This is a genomic window from Octadecabacter sp. SW4, from assembly GCF_008065155.1.
In the GTDB taxonomy this organism is placed as follows: Bacteria; Pseudomonadota; Alphaproteobacteria; order Rhodobacterales; family Rhodobacteraceae; genus SW4.
In genome coordinates this window covers 2,356,441-2,370,296 of record NZ_CP042819.1, presented here as the reverse complement: position 1 = coordinate 2,370,296, position 13,856 = coordinate 2,356,441, and the positions used below count along the sequence as shown (strand labels likewise).

The following is a 13,856-nucleotide window of genomic DNA, read 5'->3' as shown; positions in this document are numbered from 1 at the left end:
GATAAATCTGATCTACACGGCGCAGATGTATACTTTATCGCGATCACTGGGAAACACTTTATGAGCTACTCCCCAATCATTGGACAGGTTCCGGCGTAATTTAAGCTACTCTGTGCTCCTGCTGATCGGTTTGGGTTTCATCATTTCTCAGCCAATAGACCACGGCTGGGGGTTTGCCGCCAAGGGCGGAATGCGGGCGCTTGCGATTGTAGAACTCGATCCACTTGCCGACGCCTGCCCTGGCCTGTGATCCGCTCTCCCAGGCGTGCAGGTAGACGCACTCGTATTTCAGGCTCCGCCAGAGCCGTTCCACGAAGATGTTGTCGAGGAACCGGCCTTTGCCATCCATTGAGATGCGCACGCCGGAGCGGCGCAACCGGTCTGTCCAGGCAAACGACGTGAACTGGCTGCCCTGGTCGGTGTTCATGATCCCGGGCGGGCCGAAGCGGTGGATCGCCTCGTTCAGCGCCTCGACGCAGAAGTCAGCCTCCAGCGTGTTCGAGATGCGCCACGCCAGAACCTTGCGCGTGTGCCAGTCCATGACCGCGACTAGATACAGGAACCCGCGCCGCATTGGCAGATAGGTGATATCGGCGCACCAGACCTGGTTCGGGCGGTCCACCCGCAGGCTACGCAGCAGATAGGGGTAGGTCTTGTGACCCTTGGCAGCCTTGCTGGTGTTGGGTTTCTGGTAGATCGGCATCAGGCCCATCAGCCGCATCAGACGACGAATGCGCTTTTCATTGACCAGATGGCCCTCGTTGCGCAGGTGCCACGTCATCTGGCGCACGCCGTAGAACGGTGTCTCAAGGAATTGTTCATCAATCTGGCGCATGAGCGCGAGGTTCAGCGCCGTCTCGCCCCTGGGCGCGTAATAGAACGACGACCGCGAGATCGACAGCAGCCTGCACTGCTTGCCAATCGACAGCCCGGGATTGCCCGGCTCGATCATCTTTCGCCTCACTTGCCGGTCCACGGCTTGAGCTTTCTGGACAAAAAATCATTGGCCACTGCCAACTCCCCGATCTTGGCGTGCAACTCTTTCAGTTGCTCTTCGTCAATCCCGGGTGCCTGTTTGCCGCCGCGCTCGAACACGCCGGATGCGCCTTCCAGCAAGGCTTTCTTCCAGCCGTGGATCATCGTCGGATGAACCCCGAACCGGCTCGCCAGCTCGGCCACCGTCTGCTCACCCTTCAGCGCCTCAAGCGCCACCTTCGCCTTGAACTCAGGCGCATGCTGCTTCCGTTTCGACATCTCTGATCTCCTTCTCGTCGAAGATCAGCAGACAACAAATCGTAGCTTACGTCAGTGTCCGAATTTCGGGGGGGTAGCTCACTTGGCCGCGACCCGACTGAATGGCCGCATTTCCCGGAGCAAATTGGCATCGCTTTCTCGCGGCCGCAGCAATCTTTGTGCCGCGCGCGCACGCAGCGAGAAAATCGAACTTACAGAATGGGCTCGTTCCGGCCGTTAGCTGCGTTTTGCGCCAAGGTCCGGTTCAGGGGAATGATCCGAGCAGAGTGGTGTTTTAGGGCGGCTGCCATTGTATAGCGCTGCTTGTGTCTCGCCGTTATCCCACTGATACAGCAGGCCGATTTCTTCGCCTGTCTTGATACACGTAATGCGGCCGATGGCTTCGGCCGTTGTGCGAACACTCTCAAGTTTGGGCAAAACTAGCCCCTCTCGTTAAACAATTCCTTGGGATCGACGCCGAGAGCATCCGCAATCCGCTCCAGAACATCGATTGATGCTGAATTTTTGGCGAGTTCGATCTCGCTGATATAGCTGCGATCCACATCCGCAGCTAACGCTAGTTGTTCTTGGCTTAATCCTCTGGAACTTCTGAGATTCCGGACATTTAACCCTACTCGTTCCCTTAATTCCATGGCCTCTATTCGGCCAGATCACAAGAACCGCTCTACGGAATATATTCCACAAAACGCGCGCGAGCCTCACAAAGGGCATGCTCGCATATGGTGTAGAGGGGGAGGGAGGAAGTAATGTGTCAATAATGCAGTAATGTAATCAAAAGGAAACTATTGATATGTGGTGCTGGTTCATCAGGAATTGGGTTGTTGGAGCCGTGATGGCTCTTTTCTGCAGCGTGGCTCCGCAGGCGGCGAAAGCCTATCAGGTCGACTGCGCCATTCTGCTTTGCCTGGCTGGTGGGTGGCCTGCATCAGCAGAATGTGCCCATGCCCGTGCCGTGTTTATCCGCCGGATCACGCCCTGGCCGATTGAGCCGCCGCTGCAAATCTGGCGTTGTCCGATGGGTGTTTCTGAGCGTGCGCCTTTGCAAAGCACGGCCCCGAAGATCTGGGAGGTCAGCAACCACAATGGTCAGACACTCGCCCAGGTTATTCAGGCTCAGGTGGCTGAAAGCGGTGCCGATATCGACATTAGCGGTCTGGAATTTGATTTTGTCCGCTCGATCCGCGTCTGGGATGTTCGGTACTACAGCCATCGCGAGCGCGGTCGCGACGATGATTGCTCTGAGAGCTACAACATGCGTCTCGGGACCTACGGCACGCAGGGCGAATTCGGTTGGCAGCGCACGACACCAGCAGCTGCCCCGAAATGGGTTCTGCCGTCACGGCGCTGTTCGTCATCAAATTGGCGGCGCGGGGTCGGTGTCGAATGGGAAGATCACGAAGGCAACCATGGATATGAGTGGGTGGCCTACTAGGGCTAGTCGCCGATGTCCTTCATACGCTCCGCGATATCGCCCGCAATTCGCTCATATAGGGCGGCTTGTTTGTCCCTTGGCGTCCCTGGCTTCGGGTTCCTTCGGCGGATGCGTTTGGCAAGCCAGAAGAGTAACCTCGCTGCGGGGTCATCCAATTTTTCCGGCACAGGAGCCGGATAGTTTTCTTCGAGGAGGGCAACGACCTCAGCATTCATGCTGCGATGGTTGGCCTCAGCTGCGAGGCGTATTCGATCGCGCAGGCCATCTGGCAGCCGCACGATGAATTTATCCTGATTTTGAGAGCTTTGTTCTGGCATGGTGGCACTGTGCCATAAGAATCGATTGACGCAATAGTGGCTAAGTGCCACTAACGGGCTATGGTTTCAACCGGGAGGCGTTTCATGAACAGTCGTAAACCAATGCAGCTTCGGCTTCCGCAAGAGCTTAAAGAGTGGATCAAGGCGGAGTCTGATCGAAATGGAAACTCCCAAAATTCAGAAGTGATCCGTGCCATTCGGGCAGCCAAAGACAGGCGATCCACGCTTGGATCAGTTGGAAAAATCAATATGGATCAGGGTGATAATGCGCGTTGTTAACAGGGTTAGTGGGGTACCGATACGATGACCAAAGCAAGTGCACAGACAAAGGCGAAACAGGCAGCCTCTGCCTTTATCCGCGAGGCGCGGGAGGCAGGCTGGCAGCGCGCGAAATTCGAGATCAAGCCCGATGGCAGCGTGATCGTCGATGCCAACATGGTCGCGCCAGAGGCGGCAGACGACTTTCTCAACAGTGACCTGAGAATGGGCGAATGACTCGCAAGAGCTTGCCCAAATACGTCTACAATGACCGGGGGTATCTCCGGTTCATCCGGCGTTCACGCGGTATCTCGGTCATGATGCACGAGGAAGCGGGCACCCCGGAATTTTGGGATCACTACAATCGCCTGCTGAAGGGAAAACCAGCGCCTGCGCCGGTGAAACGCAATTTTGAGGCGTTGATTCTCAGCTACTACGAAAGCGACGCGTACAAGAAGCTGAAGCCCCGTACCAGATCCGACTATCGGCGGTATATCAGCCATATTCGAGAGATCTGGGCCGACAAAGACCCCGCGAGGATCGAAACCCATCACATCTACGAACTGCACCGCGCCAATGCGGATCATTGGCGGCAAGCCAACTATCTTGTCCAGGTCATGGTCGTCCTGATGAATCACGCCCGGTTGATCGGCTTCATCAAGAAAGAGCACGGCAATCCGGCGAAGGGTATTCCGCTTTTCAAGCAGCAGAGCGACGGCTGGGAGCCTTGGCCAGATGATGTTCGGGCCGAGTTCGAAGCGCTGGCTTCAAAAAGGGCGCGGCTGGTCTATGAGCTTTGCATTGGTACAGGCCAACGAATTGGCGATGTCGTGAAGATGAAGTGGGAGCACTTCTCCGATGAAGGATTCGATTTTACGCAGGGAAAAACCGACAAGCCGTTGTGGATCCCGCTCACCGACCGCTTGAAAGCCCATCTCGACGGGCTCGCACGAACGGACGGCACTGTTGTGACCGACGCGAAAGGTCGACCAGTGAGCTACCGTATCGTTGCCGAGGAAATGCGTGCCATCAAAAAGAAGATGAAGCACGAGAAGGCGAGCTACTACAAAACCCACGGGCTCAGGAAAAATGCGACGATCGAGCTGTATTTGGCTGGATGTGATGACGAGATGGTCAAGGCTGTTACCGGCCACTCAGGCGTTGAGATGCTGAAAAAGTACGGTGGCCCGATCCGGCAAAGAGAGCTCGCGAAGCGCGCTCAAGAGGCAAGAAATCAAATGGAACGAAGCAAGACCGAAACGTGAAAGTTTCAACGGTTGTTTCAAAAATGGCAGTGAAGGAGAGGAAGGATGACGCAAGTCATTGATTTTATTGGAGGCGAGTACCGGAATCGAACCGGTGTACACGGATTTGCAATCCGCTGCGTAACCACTCCGCCAACTCGCCGAAGCATGGGCCGGATATACCAGCATTGCGGGTGGTGCAAGCGGTGATGAGGCGTTGCCCCCGCGCACGGATTGTGGCATCACAAATCAACCGATTATGAACGAAAGAGTTTAGCTTTGGCCGACTATGCATCCCGCCGCACAATGATGGTCGACACCCAGGTCCGTCCGTCCGATGTGACCAAGTTCCCTATCATTGATGCCATGCTGTCCGTCCCGCGCGAAGAATACCTGCCCGCTGACAAGGCCGAGTCTGCTTATGTGGGCGAAAACATCATGTTAGCCGGTGGTCGCACCGTGCTTGAGCCGCGCACATTTGCCAAGATGCTGGACGCGCTGATGGTTGATCCGGCTGATATTGTGCTCGATCTGGGGTGCGGTCTGGGCTATTCCACGGCCGTGCTGGCGCAGATGGCCGATTTCGTCGTGGCCGTTGAAGATGACAGCGACCGTGTTGCCGAGGCCCAGCAGAACCTGTCTGAACATGGTGTCGATAATGCCGCAGTTGTGGAAGGTCCGCTAAATGAAGGGGCCAAGAAAAGCGGCCCCTATGATATCATCATCTTGCAAGGTGCCGCCGAACAGGTGCCACAGACGCTGTTGGATCAGTTGAAGGAAGGTGGCCGGATCGCGGTTGTCTTTGCCGAATCGGCTCTTGGTGTTGTGCGGATCGGTCACAAGCTGGATGGTCGAGTGACGTGGCGGTTTGCGTTCAATGCCGGCGCGCCGGTCGCCGCCGGATTTGCCAAGGACGCCGCCTTCGCGCTATAATGTCCGCGTAGCGATATGCTGCGTTTTGAAGTTATTACAAACGGTTAGGGATACCTGCTATGGGTCTACGCCACGCAATCTCGGCAATTTGTCTTGCCTCGTCGGTTCTTTTGGCACCCCTTGTTGCGACAGCGGAAACGCTCGCTGATGCATTGGCGGATGCCTATGAAAACAGTGGCCTTCTGGACCAGAACCGCGCCCTTTTGCGGGCCGCTGACGAAGATGTCGCGCAATCGCTGGCGGCCTTGCGGCCGGTGATCAGCTGGGCGGCTTCGGCGCAATATACCGGCAGCCCGTCGTCGGGTGCGGATTCTCTGACAAACTCCTATCAGATTTCCGCTGACTTGCTGATTTACGACGGTGGTGCCTCAAATTTCGCGACCGAGGCGCAAAAGGAACTGGTGCTGGCGACCCGCCAGACCCTGATGAGCGTGGAACAGCAGGTGCTGCTGCGCACGGTGCAGGCCTATGTCAACGTGCGTAGTGCCGTCGAATTTCTAAGCCTGCGCCAGAACAACGTGCGGGTGATCACGCAGGAGTTTCGGGCCGCCCAGGATCGCTTTGATGTGGGCGAGGTGACGCGCACCGATGTGGCCCTGGCCGAGGCGCGCCTTGCCGCTGCGCGAAGCCTTTTGTCCGCCGCCGAGGGGAGCCTTGTTCAGGCCTCCGAGGAATTTAATGCCGTTGTGGGGCGCCGCCCCGACAATCTGCAACCTGCCGCGCCCGCGCCGCTATCCTATGACCTGGCCGCCGCGCGTGCCTTTGCCGTGCGCAACCACCCCGATTTGCTGGGCCAGCAGCACCGCGTGTCCGCCGCCGAACTGAATATCCGCCGCGCCGAAGCAGCGACTGGTCCGAGCGTGAACCTGAACGGCCGCGTTGCCGTGTCCGACGGGGAGGCGACCGAAAGCGTCGGTGTCACCGTCAGTGGCCCGATTTACGCCGGTGGTCGGCTTGCCAGCCAGATTCGCCAGCAAATGGCCCGCCGTGACGCGGAACGCGCCGGATTGCACATAACCCGCGCCGCGGTCGAACAGCAGGTTGGCAATGCCTATGCCCTTTTGGCCGTGGCCCGTGCCAGCCGCGATGCCTTTGATCGCCAGATCCGTGCCGCCCGCGTGGCCTTTCAAGGTGTGCGCGAAGAGGCGACCCTAGGTGCACGCACGACCCTGGATGTGCTGAACGCCGAACAGGAATTGCTCGACGCACAGGCCAGCATGATTTCCGCCCAGTCGGACGAGGTTGTCGCGACCTATTCGGTACTCGCCGCGATGGGCCTTTTGAATGCGCAACACCTTGGGCTGGCCGTGCAAACCTATGACCCGTCAGCCTATTACAAGCTGGTGGATGAGGCACCCGCCGCCCTGTCCGAACAGGGTCGCGCCCTTGATCGTGTGCTGCGCGCGCTCGGAGAATAGCTCAAATCCCTGCTATCGGTTGGCAGACCGCGCGCAAGGCGTTACAGTCAGGGTGAGGCTCAAGCAGGATGAACAATGTCCGATCCGGTAACAAATGTTGAAATTGAGGATGTTTTATCCTCTATCCGCAGGCTCGTCAGCGATGGCGACAAGTCGCGCGCGCGCGATTCGAACGCCGAGACCGAGGCGGAAGGCACCGCCGAAGCTGCGCCCGATGCCCCCGACGGCGAGGCGACGACGCCTGATCGTCTGGTGCTGACGCCCGCGTTTCGCGTGGCCGAGGACGATGACGTCGCGCCGTCCCCTGCCGAGGATGCAAGCGTGGACGTTGCGGCAAGTCCCGCCACAGTTGACGAAGATCACCAAGACGACGATCAGGCAGGTGAAATCGCCGAAGTGGCCGCTTCGGCAGAATTGCTTTGGGAAACGCCAAGTGCGTCAGCCGCCCAACAGGCCCCTGAAACTGACAACGCCGCGACGCCTGACAGTGTCGAAACAGCTGATCCCCCGGATCGTTCTACGCTCGAAGCCACGATTGCCGAACTCGAAGCCGCAGTCGGACCCGATGACGATTTCGAGCCCGACAATGGCAGTGAAGAAATCGAAGCGGTCGTTTGGCCGGGGTCAACCTCGCGGGTGCGCGCCGATACAACGGACGCCCAAGATGTGTCGGACATCCCGTTCCAGCACCACCGCGACGAAGACGATTACGCAAGCGAAGATGTCGACCTGAGCAGTGATGACGACGATGCGGTCCTGAACGCCTATCTCGATGACGATGGCATGATGGACGAAGACATGCTGCGCGATCTGGTTACCGATATCGTGCGGCAGGAATTGCAGGGCACGATGGGCGAAAGGATCACCCGTAACGTGCGCAAGCTTGTGCGCCGCGAAATCCACCGCATCCTGTCGTCGCAGGACTTCGACTAGACGCGCACCGGGCCTGCGAGGGCCAGGAGGCCCGCGACATCCAGATGCTGTTCCAGATGATCGGCGAGCGCCTCCAGCGTGGCATCAACCCCTGCACCGTAATCAATCGTTTGAACCTGCGCACCCAAGCCTGCCAGATAGGCCGTGCGAAACGCATCGGACGTGAACAACCCGTGCAGGTAACAGCCGCGCACCTGTCCGTTGGCGCTGGCGGCGCCCTCGCTGCGACCTGCCACATCTAGCCATGCACGCGCGCGATCCGGTCCGGTCGTTTCGCCGATGTGAATTTCATATCCGCTGACAGGGTCGCCCGTTGGCAGATAAGTGGCATCCGTCAGGGCAAGGCGCTTTTGCGGCTTCATCTCGGTCACGATATCCAGATGGCCCAATCCGGCAACGCGTGCGGGCGTGCCTTCGATTCCGTCGGCGTCGATGATCTGTTTGCCCAGCATCTGATAGCCGCCACAAATCCCCAAAACATGCCCGCCACGTCGGATATGGGCGGCCAGATCAATGTCCCAGCCTTGGGCGCGCAAATGCGCAAGGTCGGCGATCGTGGATTTACTCCCGGGGATCAGGATCAGATCGGCATCGGCGGGCAGGGGGCGTCCGGCCTCGATGATCTCGACGCTGACCTCGGCCATGGCGGCAAGCGGATCAAGGTCGTCGAAATTCGCGATCCGGTTCAGGCGTGGCACGGCGATCTTGACGGGGCCGCCCTTGCGGCTGGCCACATCCATCACATCCTCGGCGGGCAGTTTCCACGCATCGGCAAACCACGGGCAAATACCCAGTGGTTGCCAGCCTGTGCGGTCGGCGATGATGTCCATGCCTGCGTCAAACAGGGTCGGATCGCCACGGAACTTGTTGATTGCAAAGCCTTTGATACGGGCGCGGTCCGCTGTGGGCAGGATCACATCGGTGCCGACAAGCTGCGCAATCACGCCGCCACGGTCGATGTCGCCGATCAGAATCACCGGCACATCTGCCGCGTCGGCAAAGCCCATGTTGGCGATATCCCCGGCGCGCAGATTGACTTCGGCGGGGCTGCCGGCGCCCTCAATGATGACCAGATCGTGGGCGGCGGCCAGACGGCGAAAACTGTCCAGCACATGCGGCATGAGGGTCGCTTTCATCTTGCCGTAGTCGCGCGCGCGCAGGGTGGCAAAGCGCTTGCCCTGCACGATTACCTGCGCGCCCACCTCCGTTTCCGGTTTCAGCAGCACAGGGTTCATATCGATCAGCGGGTCCAACCGGCAGGCGCGCGCCTGCAGGGCCTGTGCGCGGCCAATCTCGCCCCCGTCTGCCGTGACGGCGGCGTTGTTGGACATGTTTTGCGGCTTGAACGGGGCGACGGACAACCCGCGTCGCACGGCGGCCCGTGCCAGCCCCGCGACGAGCATGGATTTCCCGACATTCGAGCCGGCCCCTTGGATCATGATTGCCTTGGCCATATGCCCCCTTGTCCAGTGTTCTAGGGGCGCAGGTCGGGCGTGGGAAGACCATGAACGCACCCACGATCATTTTTGACCTTCCGCGTTCCGGTAGCCGTCTGACCTGCGTCCCGGAAACGAAAAACGCGGCCCCGAGCAGAGGACCGCGTTTTCATGACGCTCCCAACAGGCTTGGGGGTCAGGATGCAGGAGGGCGTTAAGCGGCTTGCGCTTCCAGTTCGGCAGCGTGACGCCGCTCGCTCTCTTCCCGCGAAAGGGCGACAGAGGTGCGCACACCCTTGCCAACAAAATCCATCAGGCCGGTGACGACACGTTCGTTCGGGTCGATCCCGGCACAGGACAACACTTCGCGACCATCGCGCGACCGCGCCCAGCGGGCGATCTGTTCGGGGCCGTTGCCATATTTCTTGTCGTCCGCAATTGCATCATCAAGCGCCGCCAAAACGACGGCAGCAAACAGTTTGCGCGCACGGTTGCCTTGCTCGTTGTTAAAGGCTGTTCCGTCAACGAAATCTCTCATTGCGCTTCCTTTTGTTATTAGTCTTGCATCTTTGGCATGAAGGGCAATATGCAACACTCTGCCCGATTCGGGGAAGCAGTATTTGCATACCACCTATGCACCCAGTGCATAGAATTGTTTCCATCCGGCCCGTATATAGTTGTCTTGCAGCCCCCACGTCCCCGAGATATAGGCTCGGACAAGCTTCTATCAACCTTTTGACAAGAATTTGACACAATTGCACCATGCCCAAAATCAACGGTAACGAAATCAAAATCGGCAACGTCCTTGACCACAACGGTGGTCTGTGGGCCGCTGTCAAAGTGGATCACGTGAAACCCGGCAAAGGCGGCGCCTTTGCACAGGTGGAACTGCGCAACCTGCGCAATGGTTCCAAGCTGAATGAACGCTTCCGCAGCGCCGACAAAGTCGAGCGGGTGCGCCTTGAACAGAAAGACCAGCAGTTCCTGTTTGAATCCGACGGGATGCTGACCTTCATGGACACCGAAACCTTTGATCAGATCGAATTGCCCGCCGAATTGCTGGGTGATCGCCGCCCGTTCCTGCAAGACGGCATGACGGCTGTGGTTGAATACCACGAGTCCGAGGCATTGAGCGTGCGTTTGCCGCAAAAAGTCACCTGCACCGTTGTCGAGACCGAGCCTGTGGTGAAGGGCCAGACTGCGGCCAACAGCTTTAAACCTGCCGTGCTCGACAATGGCGTCAAGGTCATGGTGCCGCCCTTTGTCGGGCAGGACGAGGCGATTATCGTCAACACGGAAACGATGGAATACGCCGAACGCGCCTAGGCGGTTCGGACATTCGGGAAAGGGCCGCCTTGGGGCGGCCTTTTGCGTCAGGGCAACGTGATTGTCGCGTCCTGCGCCGCCATAGCACCGACCGCACGATCAAAACGCAAGTAGGCGATGGCCTGATCGCCGCTTTGGGTGAACAGGGTGCCCGCAGGCATGTCGCCTGCCATAATGTCGGTGCCGATTGGGGCCGTGCCGTTGATTGCAACGGTGCGCAGCCCTTTGCGCAATTCGGTCTTGTGCTTCATGCGGGCGGCGATTTCCTGGCCAACGTAGCAGCCTTTGCGAAAATCTATGCCGTGCAGGCGTTCGAATCCGGCCTCGAGGATATAGGTGTCGGAGGTCAGTTCAACGCCGGTTTCGGGGATGCAGTGGGCCACGCGCAGGGCGTCCCAATCGGTATCGTCACTAAGGTCAGCGTCGCCATAGCTACGCCAGCCAAGGGCGGGGTGGCGCGGATCAGCCAAGGCATCACCGGGGCGTTCACCGGTGCCACGCGAGACGATCAACCCCGTTTCCCCAATCTGCACATCGGCGCGCAGGCGATACATGGTCAGGCGTTGGGCAAGGGCAGGGGCATGGCTGGCGGCCACGTCGATCAGGATGCGATCCTGCTGCGCTAGTGTGAAGAAATCGGCGATATATTTGCCCTGCGGTGTCAAAAGCGCGCCGTAGACCAGCCCGGCGCGGCGGATGTCGTTTGTCACCAGCCCTTGCAGGAACTCCGTGCGGTCAGTGCCCGTGAGGGCAAGAATGGTGCGCTCAGTCATCGCGATCCCGAAATTGCATGTTGTAAAGGTCGGCATAAAGTCCGCCGCGCGCCAGCAGGTCATCGTGGGTGCCTTCGTCAACGACACGGCCCTGATCCATGACGACGATCTTGTCGGCGTTGCGGATCGTTGACAGGCGATGCGCGATCACAAGGGTCGTGCGCCCCTTGGACAGCTTTTCGAGGGCGGCCTGCACGATGGCTTCGGATTTGGTATCAAGCGCGCTTGTCGCTTCGTCCAGCAACAGGATCGGCGTGTCACGCAGCAGGGCGCGGGCGATGGCCACGCGCTGGCGCTGACCGCCCGACAGGTTTGATCCGCGCGGGCCTGCGGGGCTGTCCAGACCGGCGGGCAGGTTGGGCAGGAAATCGGCCACATGCGCTGCCTCAAGCACATCGTTGAGCTGTGCAGGGTCAACATCGGTGCGGCCTAGCAAGATGTTGTCGCGCAAGGTTTCGTCGAACAGGGCGGCGTCTTGGGTCACTACAGAAAACAGACCGCGCAGGGCGCCAACCTCCATCTGCGCAATGTCGGTCCCAGCGATATCGGCACCACCCGATTGCGGTTCAACCAATCGGGTCAACACATTGAAAATGGTGCTTTTTCCTGCGCCAGATGCGCCAACGAGGGCGGTGGTTTTGCCGGCATCGGCGGTAAAGCTCGCGCCACGCAACACCGGCAGGTCATCATAGGCGAGCTGAACATCGTGCAGCGTGATTTCTGGCGCGGTTGTCGGAGGTGCGACGGGGGCGGCGGCGATTCTAAGAGTTGATTGCGTTTGAAACAGGGCCAGGACCCGTTCGATCGCTGCCGCCGCCGCCTGCCACAAGCCGCTGATATTGCCCAGACGGCGCAGCGGTTCAAACGCCAGCGCCATTGCCGTGAAAAACGCCATGAATTCGCCCACGGTCTTTTCACCGGCGATGATTTCGGACCCGCCATAAAGCAACACCCCAAAGAAGCCGACACCGGTCATGATGTCGATCAGGCCGGGGATCGTCGCCTGACCAAGCGCGGCTTTGACCTCGGCCTGGACGCGCGCGTCGATCAGGGCATCATAGCGGCGCGCCTGATAGTCTTCGAGGGCGTTCAGCTTGATGGGATTAATGCCGTGAAACACCTCGTCCAGACGGGTGGACATGCGGCCGGCAATTTCGCGCGCGGCAGCGGCCTTGCGGCGCACATAGCCTTGGGCCAAGAGCGATGGCAGCACCAGCAACGGGATGCCGATCAGCGCAACCATCGTCCAGCGCCAGTCAACGAACAGCGCGACACCGAACAGCCAGATCACGGCCACCACATCGCGCCCCAACCCGGTGATCAGCCCGGTCCAGACGGCCCCAAGCGCAGCGACGTCGCCCTGCACCCGCTCGATCAGATAGCCGGGCGGATTTGTTTGATGAAACGCACCGTCCAGCCCCATCAGGTGGCGTAACAAGGTCGCGCGCATTTCGGCCGCGGATTTTTCCGACACCCGTTTCAGGATCACCCGCTGGCCCACGGAACTGAGAGCGCGGGTCGTGAAAATCACCAGAATTCCGATGCCAACCCACCACAGGGCGTTGGTGCTGCCTTGAATAAATATCTGGTCAAACATCGGCTGCATGATCGCGGCCAACAGGCCCAGCATCGACCCTTCGAGCGCCATCAAGACGGTCGCAGCCGCAAGCCACCGCCAGTGCTGGCGCAGATAATTGCGCCAAAGCCAGCCGAACAGGTTTGTCTTTTTGTCGCGGGTTTGCGTCATGCCTTGCCCCGTTTGGCCGCGAAATTCGCGCTGGTGGTGGCGGGGTCATACTGCGTGGTGATCCAGTCGCGGATGCTGATCGGGGTGGCGGCATTGCTGACCGCGTAGTCGTCCAGTACCTGATCCAGCACGCCGGTCTGTGATCCGCGCAGGTGCAGGTATTTGAACGACAGTTGGTCACGCGCGTCCGCCAGATCCGCGCCGGTTTGGTCTAGCAGATAAAGCGCGCTGGCCAGCCCGGCACGATCCGCGCCAGATTTGCAGTGCATCAGGAAGGGGCGGTCGATCTTGTCAAAAACACCCAGCAGTTCCAGTAGGTTGTCGCGTGGCGGTGCCTTGCGTGCATCGAAGTGGATATCGACCAATGTCAATCCGAGGGCCGCACAGCTTTCGCGTTCAAACAGATAATGCGCGTGTTTGCTGGGTCCGCGCAGGTTCAGGACTGCCTTGACCCCCAAATCGCGGGCCTTTTCAAGGCGCCTGTGATCGGGCTGGTTCGAGCGATAGACGCCGTCAGCGACCTGATCGAAATTGGTCCAGAAGGCGCGCAGAAACCCGTGATCAAACAGGTGGTAATGCCAGCGCGATTTACGCCGTTCGCGCGGGTCGGTGATATCCGTGCCGAACGAATGGTGCAGGTTGCGTTCCCACCTGTTGATCTTGTGTAGCAGGCTTTGCAGCATTCTTGGCGGGGCTCCTGTGGCGCTTATGCGGGTCTAGTCGCAAATGGGGTGCAAGGGCAAGCAAGGCAAGTGATTGACCTCTGACAACGCGGGGGTAATGTC

17 protein-coding genes and 1 tRNA gene are annotated in these 13,856 nt (G+C 59.4%); 8 read left to right on the top strand and 10 right to left on the bottom strand.

The genetic code is table 11. The annotated features are described in order from the left end of the window. Positions 1-100: 100 nt before the first annotated feature. The 3 genes from FTO60_RS11685 to FTO60_RS11675 all read right to left on the bottom strand — a co-directional run bounded on the left by FTO60_RS11685 (position 101) and on the right by FTO60_RS11675 (position 1,886). Positions 101-1,254 (bottom strand): IS3 family transposase gene (locus tag FTO60_RS11685; RefSeq protein ID WP_254696793.1). Its coding sequence is split into 2 segments (ribosomal slippage): positions 101-973 and positions 976-1,254, totalling 1,152 coding nucleotides; the frame shifts between segments, so codons are not numbered across the junction. Between the two features lie 216 nt (positions 1,255-1,470). Further along, the gene (locus tag FTO60_RS11680; protein ID WP_148056124.1) at positions 1,471-1,671 is read right to left on the bottom strand and encodes a hypothetical protein; all 201 of its coding nucleotides are present in this window, start codon (positions 1,669-1,671) and stop codon (positions 1,471-1,473) included. A gap of 2 nt (positions 1,672-1,673) precedes the next feature. After that, a complete protein-coding gene (locus FTO60_RS11675) occupies positions 1,674-1,886 on the bottom strand; it encodes a helix-turn-helix domain-containing protein (protein WP_148056123.1) in 213 nt (70 codons plus the stop codon). 158 nt (positions 1,887-2,044) lie between these two features. Here FTO60_RS11675 and FTO60_RS11670 point away from each other — a divergent pair, with 158 nt between their 5' ends. Beyond that, a complete protein-coding gene (locus FTO60_RS11670; RefSeq protein ID WP_148056122.1) occupies positions 2,045-2,686 on the top strand; it encodes a hypothetical protein in 642 nt (213 codons plus the stop codon). 2 nt (positions 2,687-2,688) lie between these two features. Here FTO60_RS11670 and FTO60_RS11665 read toward each other — a convergent pair whose 3' ends face one another. Beyond that, a complete protein-coding gene (locus tag FTO60_RS11665; RefSeq protein ID WP_172623873.1) occupies positions 2,689-3,054 on the bottom strand; it encodes an Arc family DNA-binding protein in 366 nt (121 codons plus the stop codon). A gap of 33 nt (positions 3,055-3,087) precedes the next feature. Here FTO60_RS11665 and FTO60_RS11660 point away from each other — a divergent pair, with 33 nt between their 5' ends. The 3 genes from FTO60_RS11660 to FTO60_RS11650 are packed head-to-tail and all read left to right on the top strand — an operon-like array spanning position 3,088 to position 4,526. Next, positions 3,088-3,282 carry an Arc family DNA-binding protein gene (locus FTO60_RS11660; protein WP_172623872.1) on the top strand — a complete coding sequence of 65 codons (195 nt, stop codon included), beginning with the start codon at positions 3,088-3,090 and terminating at the stop codon, positions 3,280-3,282. 24 nt (positions 3,283-3,306) lie between these two features. Continuing rightward, positions 3,307-3,498 carry a hypothetical protein gene (locus FTO60_RS11655; protein WP_024096637.1) on the top strand — a complete coding sequence of 64 codons (192 nt, stop codon included), beginning with the start codon at positions 3,307-3,309 and terminating at the stop codon, positions 3,496-3,498. Further along, a complete protein-coding gene (locus FTO60_RS11650; RefSeq protein ID WP_148056120.1) occupies positions 3,495-4,526 on the top strand; it encodes a tyrosine recombinase XerC in 1,032 nt (343 codons plus the stop codon). The genes FTO60_RS11655 and FTO60_RS11650 overlap by 4 nt, the downstream gene beginning before the upstream one ends. Positions 4,527-4,594: 68 nt before the next feature. On the opposite strand, the gene FTO60_RS11645 is transcribed toward FTO60_RS11650, so the two are convergent. Further along, a tRNA-Cys gene (locus FTO60_RS11645) sits at positions 4,595-4,668 on the bottom strand. A 143-nt stretch (positions 4,669-4,811) separates the two neighbouring features. Between FTO60_RS11645 and FTO60_RS11640 the strand changes: the two genes are divergently transcribed. The 3 genes from FTO60_RS11640 to FTO60_RS11630 all read left to right on the top strand — a co-directional run bounded on the left by FTO60_RS11640 (position 4,812) and on the right by FTO60_RS11630 (position 7,789). Next, positions 4,812-5,438: a protein-L-isoaspartate O-methyltransferase gene (locus FTO60_RS11640; RefSeq protein WP_254696792.1), complete on the top strand. Its 627-nt coding sequence runs from the start codon at positions 4,812-4,814 to the stop codon at positions 5,436-5,438. Between the two features lie 59 nt (positions 5,439-5,497). Further along, a complete protein-coding gene (locus tag FTO60_RS11635; protein WP_148056118.1) occupies positions 5,498-6,856 on the top strand; it encodes a TolC family outer membrane protein in 1,359 nt (452 codons plus the stop codon). A 75-nt stretch (positions 6,857-6,931) separates the two neighbouring features. Next, the gene (locus FTO60_RS11630; RefSeq protein WP_148056117.1) at positions 6,932-7,789 is read left to right on the top strand and encodes a hypothetical protein; all 858 of its coding nucleotides are present in this window, start codon (positions 6,932-6,934) and stop codon (positions 7,787-7,789) included. On the opposite strand, the gene FTO60_RS11625 is transcribed toward FTO60_RS11630, so the two are convergent. Together FTO60_RS11625 and FTO60_RS11620 are read right to left on the bottom strand one after the other, a co-directional pair. Further along, positions 7,786-9,243: a cobyric acid synthase gene (locus FTO60_RS11625; protein ID WP_148056116.1), complete on the bottom strand. Its 1,458-nt coding sequence runs from the start codon at positions 9,241-9,243 to the stop codon at positions 7,786-7,788. The two genes, FTO60_RS11630 and FTO60_RS11625, sit on opposite strands and share 4 nt — an antisense overlap. A 196-nt stretch (positions 9,244-9,439) precedes the next feature. After that, positions 9,440-9,763, bottom strand: a complete 324-nt coding sequence (locus tag FTO60_RS11620) for a DUF6280 family protein (RefSeq protein WP_148056115.1) — start codon at positions 9,761-9,763, stop codon at positions 9,440-9,442. Positions 9,764-9,987: 224 nt separating this feature from the next. On the opposite strand from FTO60_RS11620, the gene efp reads away from it, so the two are divergent. Then, complete coding sequence (efp, locus tag FTO60_RS11615) at positions 9,988-10,551, top strand: elongation factor P (protein ID WP_148056114.1); 564 nt, start codon at positions 9,988-9,990, stop codon at positions 10,549-10,551. 47 nt (positions 10,552-10,598) lie between these two features. Here efp and FTO60_RS11610 read toward each other — a convergent pair whose 3' ends face one another. From FTO60_RS11610 to FTO60_RS11600, 3 genes are read right to left on the bottom strand one after another with little or no spacing between them, the layout of a single operon-like run. Continuing rightward, positions 10,599-11,324, bottom strand: a complete 726-nt coding sequence (locus FTO60_RS11610) for a folate-binding protein YgfZ (protein ID WP_148056113.1) — start codon at positions 11,322-11,324, stop codon at positions 10,599-10,601. After that, entirely contained in the window at positions 11,317-13,071 is a 1,755-nt protein-coding gene (locus FTO60_RS11605; RefSeq protein ID WP_148056112.1) for an ABC transporter ATP-binding protein, read from the bottom strand. Before FTO60_RS11605 ends, FTO60_RS11610 begins: the two co-directional genes overlap by 8 nt. Beyond that, entirely contained in the window at positions 13,068-13,754 is a 687-nt protein-coding gene (locus FTO60_RS11600; protein WP_148056111.1) for a tyrosine-protein phosphatase, read from the bottom strand. The genes FTO60_RS11605 and FTO60_RS11600 overlap by 4 nt, the downstream gene beginning before the upstream one ends. Positions 13,755-13,856: the final 102 nt, after the last annotated feature.

Excerpts from the sequence above, each read along its gene's own strand:
- FTO60_RS11675 (WP_148056123.1), bottom strand. The coding sequence starts at position 1,886 with ATGGAATTAAGGGAACGAGTAGGGTTAAATGTCCGGAATCTCAGAAGT.
- efp (WP_148056114.1), top strand. The coding sequence starts at position 9,988 with ATGCCCAAAATCAACGGTAACGAAATCAAAATCGGCAACGTCCTTGAC.
- FTO60_RS11630 (WP_148056117.1), top strand. The coding sequence starts at position 6,932 with ATGTCCGATCCGGTAACAAATGTTGAAATTGAGGATGTTTTATCCTCT.
- FTO60_RS11655 (WP_024096637.1), top strand. The coding sequence starts at position 3,307 with ATGACCAAAGCAAGTGCACAGACAAAGGCGAAACAGGCAGCCTCTGCC.
- FTO60_RS11620 (WP_148056115.1), bottom strand. The coding sequence starts at position 9,763 with ATGAGAGATTTCGTTGACGGAACAGCCTTTAACAACGAGCAAGGCAAC.
- FTO60_RS11600 (WP_148056111.1), bottom strand. The coding sequence starts at position 13,754 with ATGCTGCAAAGCCTGCTACACAAGATCAACAGGTGGGAACGCAACCTG.
- FTO60_RS11610 (WP_148056113.1), bottom strand. The coding sequence starts at position 11,324 with ATGACTGAGCGCACCATTCTTGCCCTCACGGGCACTGACCGCACGGAG.
- FTO60_RS11650 (WP_148056120.1), top strand. The coding sequence starts at position 3,495 with ATGACTCGCAAGAGCTTGCCCAAATACGTCTACAATGACCGGGGGTAT.
- FTO60_RS11605 (WP_148056112.1), bottom strand. The coding sequence starts at position 13,071 with ATGACGCAAACCCGCGACAAAAAGACAAACCTGTTCGGCTGGCTTTGG.
- FTO60_RS11660 (WP_172623872.1), top strand. The coding sequence starts at position 3,088 with ATGAACAGTCGTAAACCAATGCAGCTTCGGCTTCCGCAAGAGCTTAAA.
- FTO60_RS11635 (WP_148056118.1), top strand. The coding sequence starts at position 5,498 with ATGGGTCTACGCCACGCAATCTCGGCAATTTGTCTTGCCTCGTCGGTT.
- FTO60_RS11640 (WP_254696792.1), top strand. The coding sequence starts at position 4,812 with ATGATGGTCGACACCCAGGTCCGTCCGTCCGATGTGACCAAGTTCCCT.
- FTO60_RS11670 (WP_148056122.1), top strand. The coding sequence starts at position 2,045 with ATGTGGTGCTGGTTCATCAGGAATTGGGTTGTTGGAGCCGTGATGGCT.
- FTO60_RS11625 (WP_148056116.1), bottom strand. The coding sequence starts at position 9,243 with ATGGCCAAGGCAATCATGATCCAAGGGGCCGGCTCGAATGTCGGGAAA.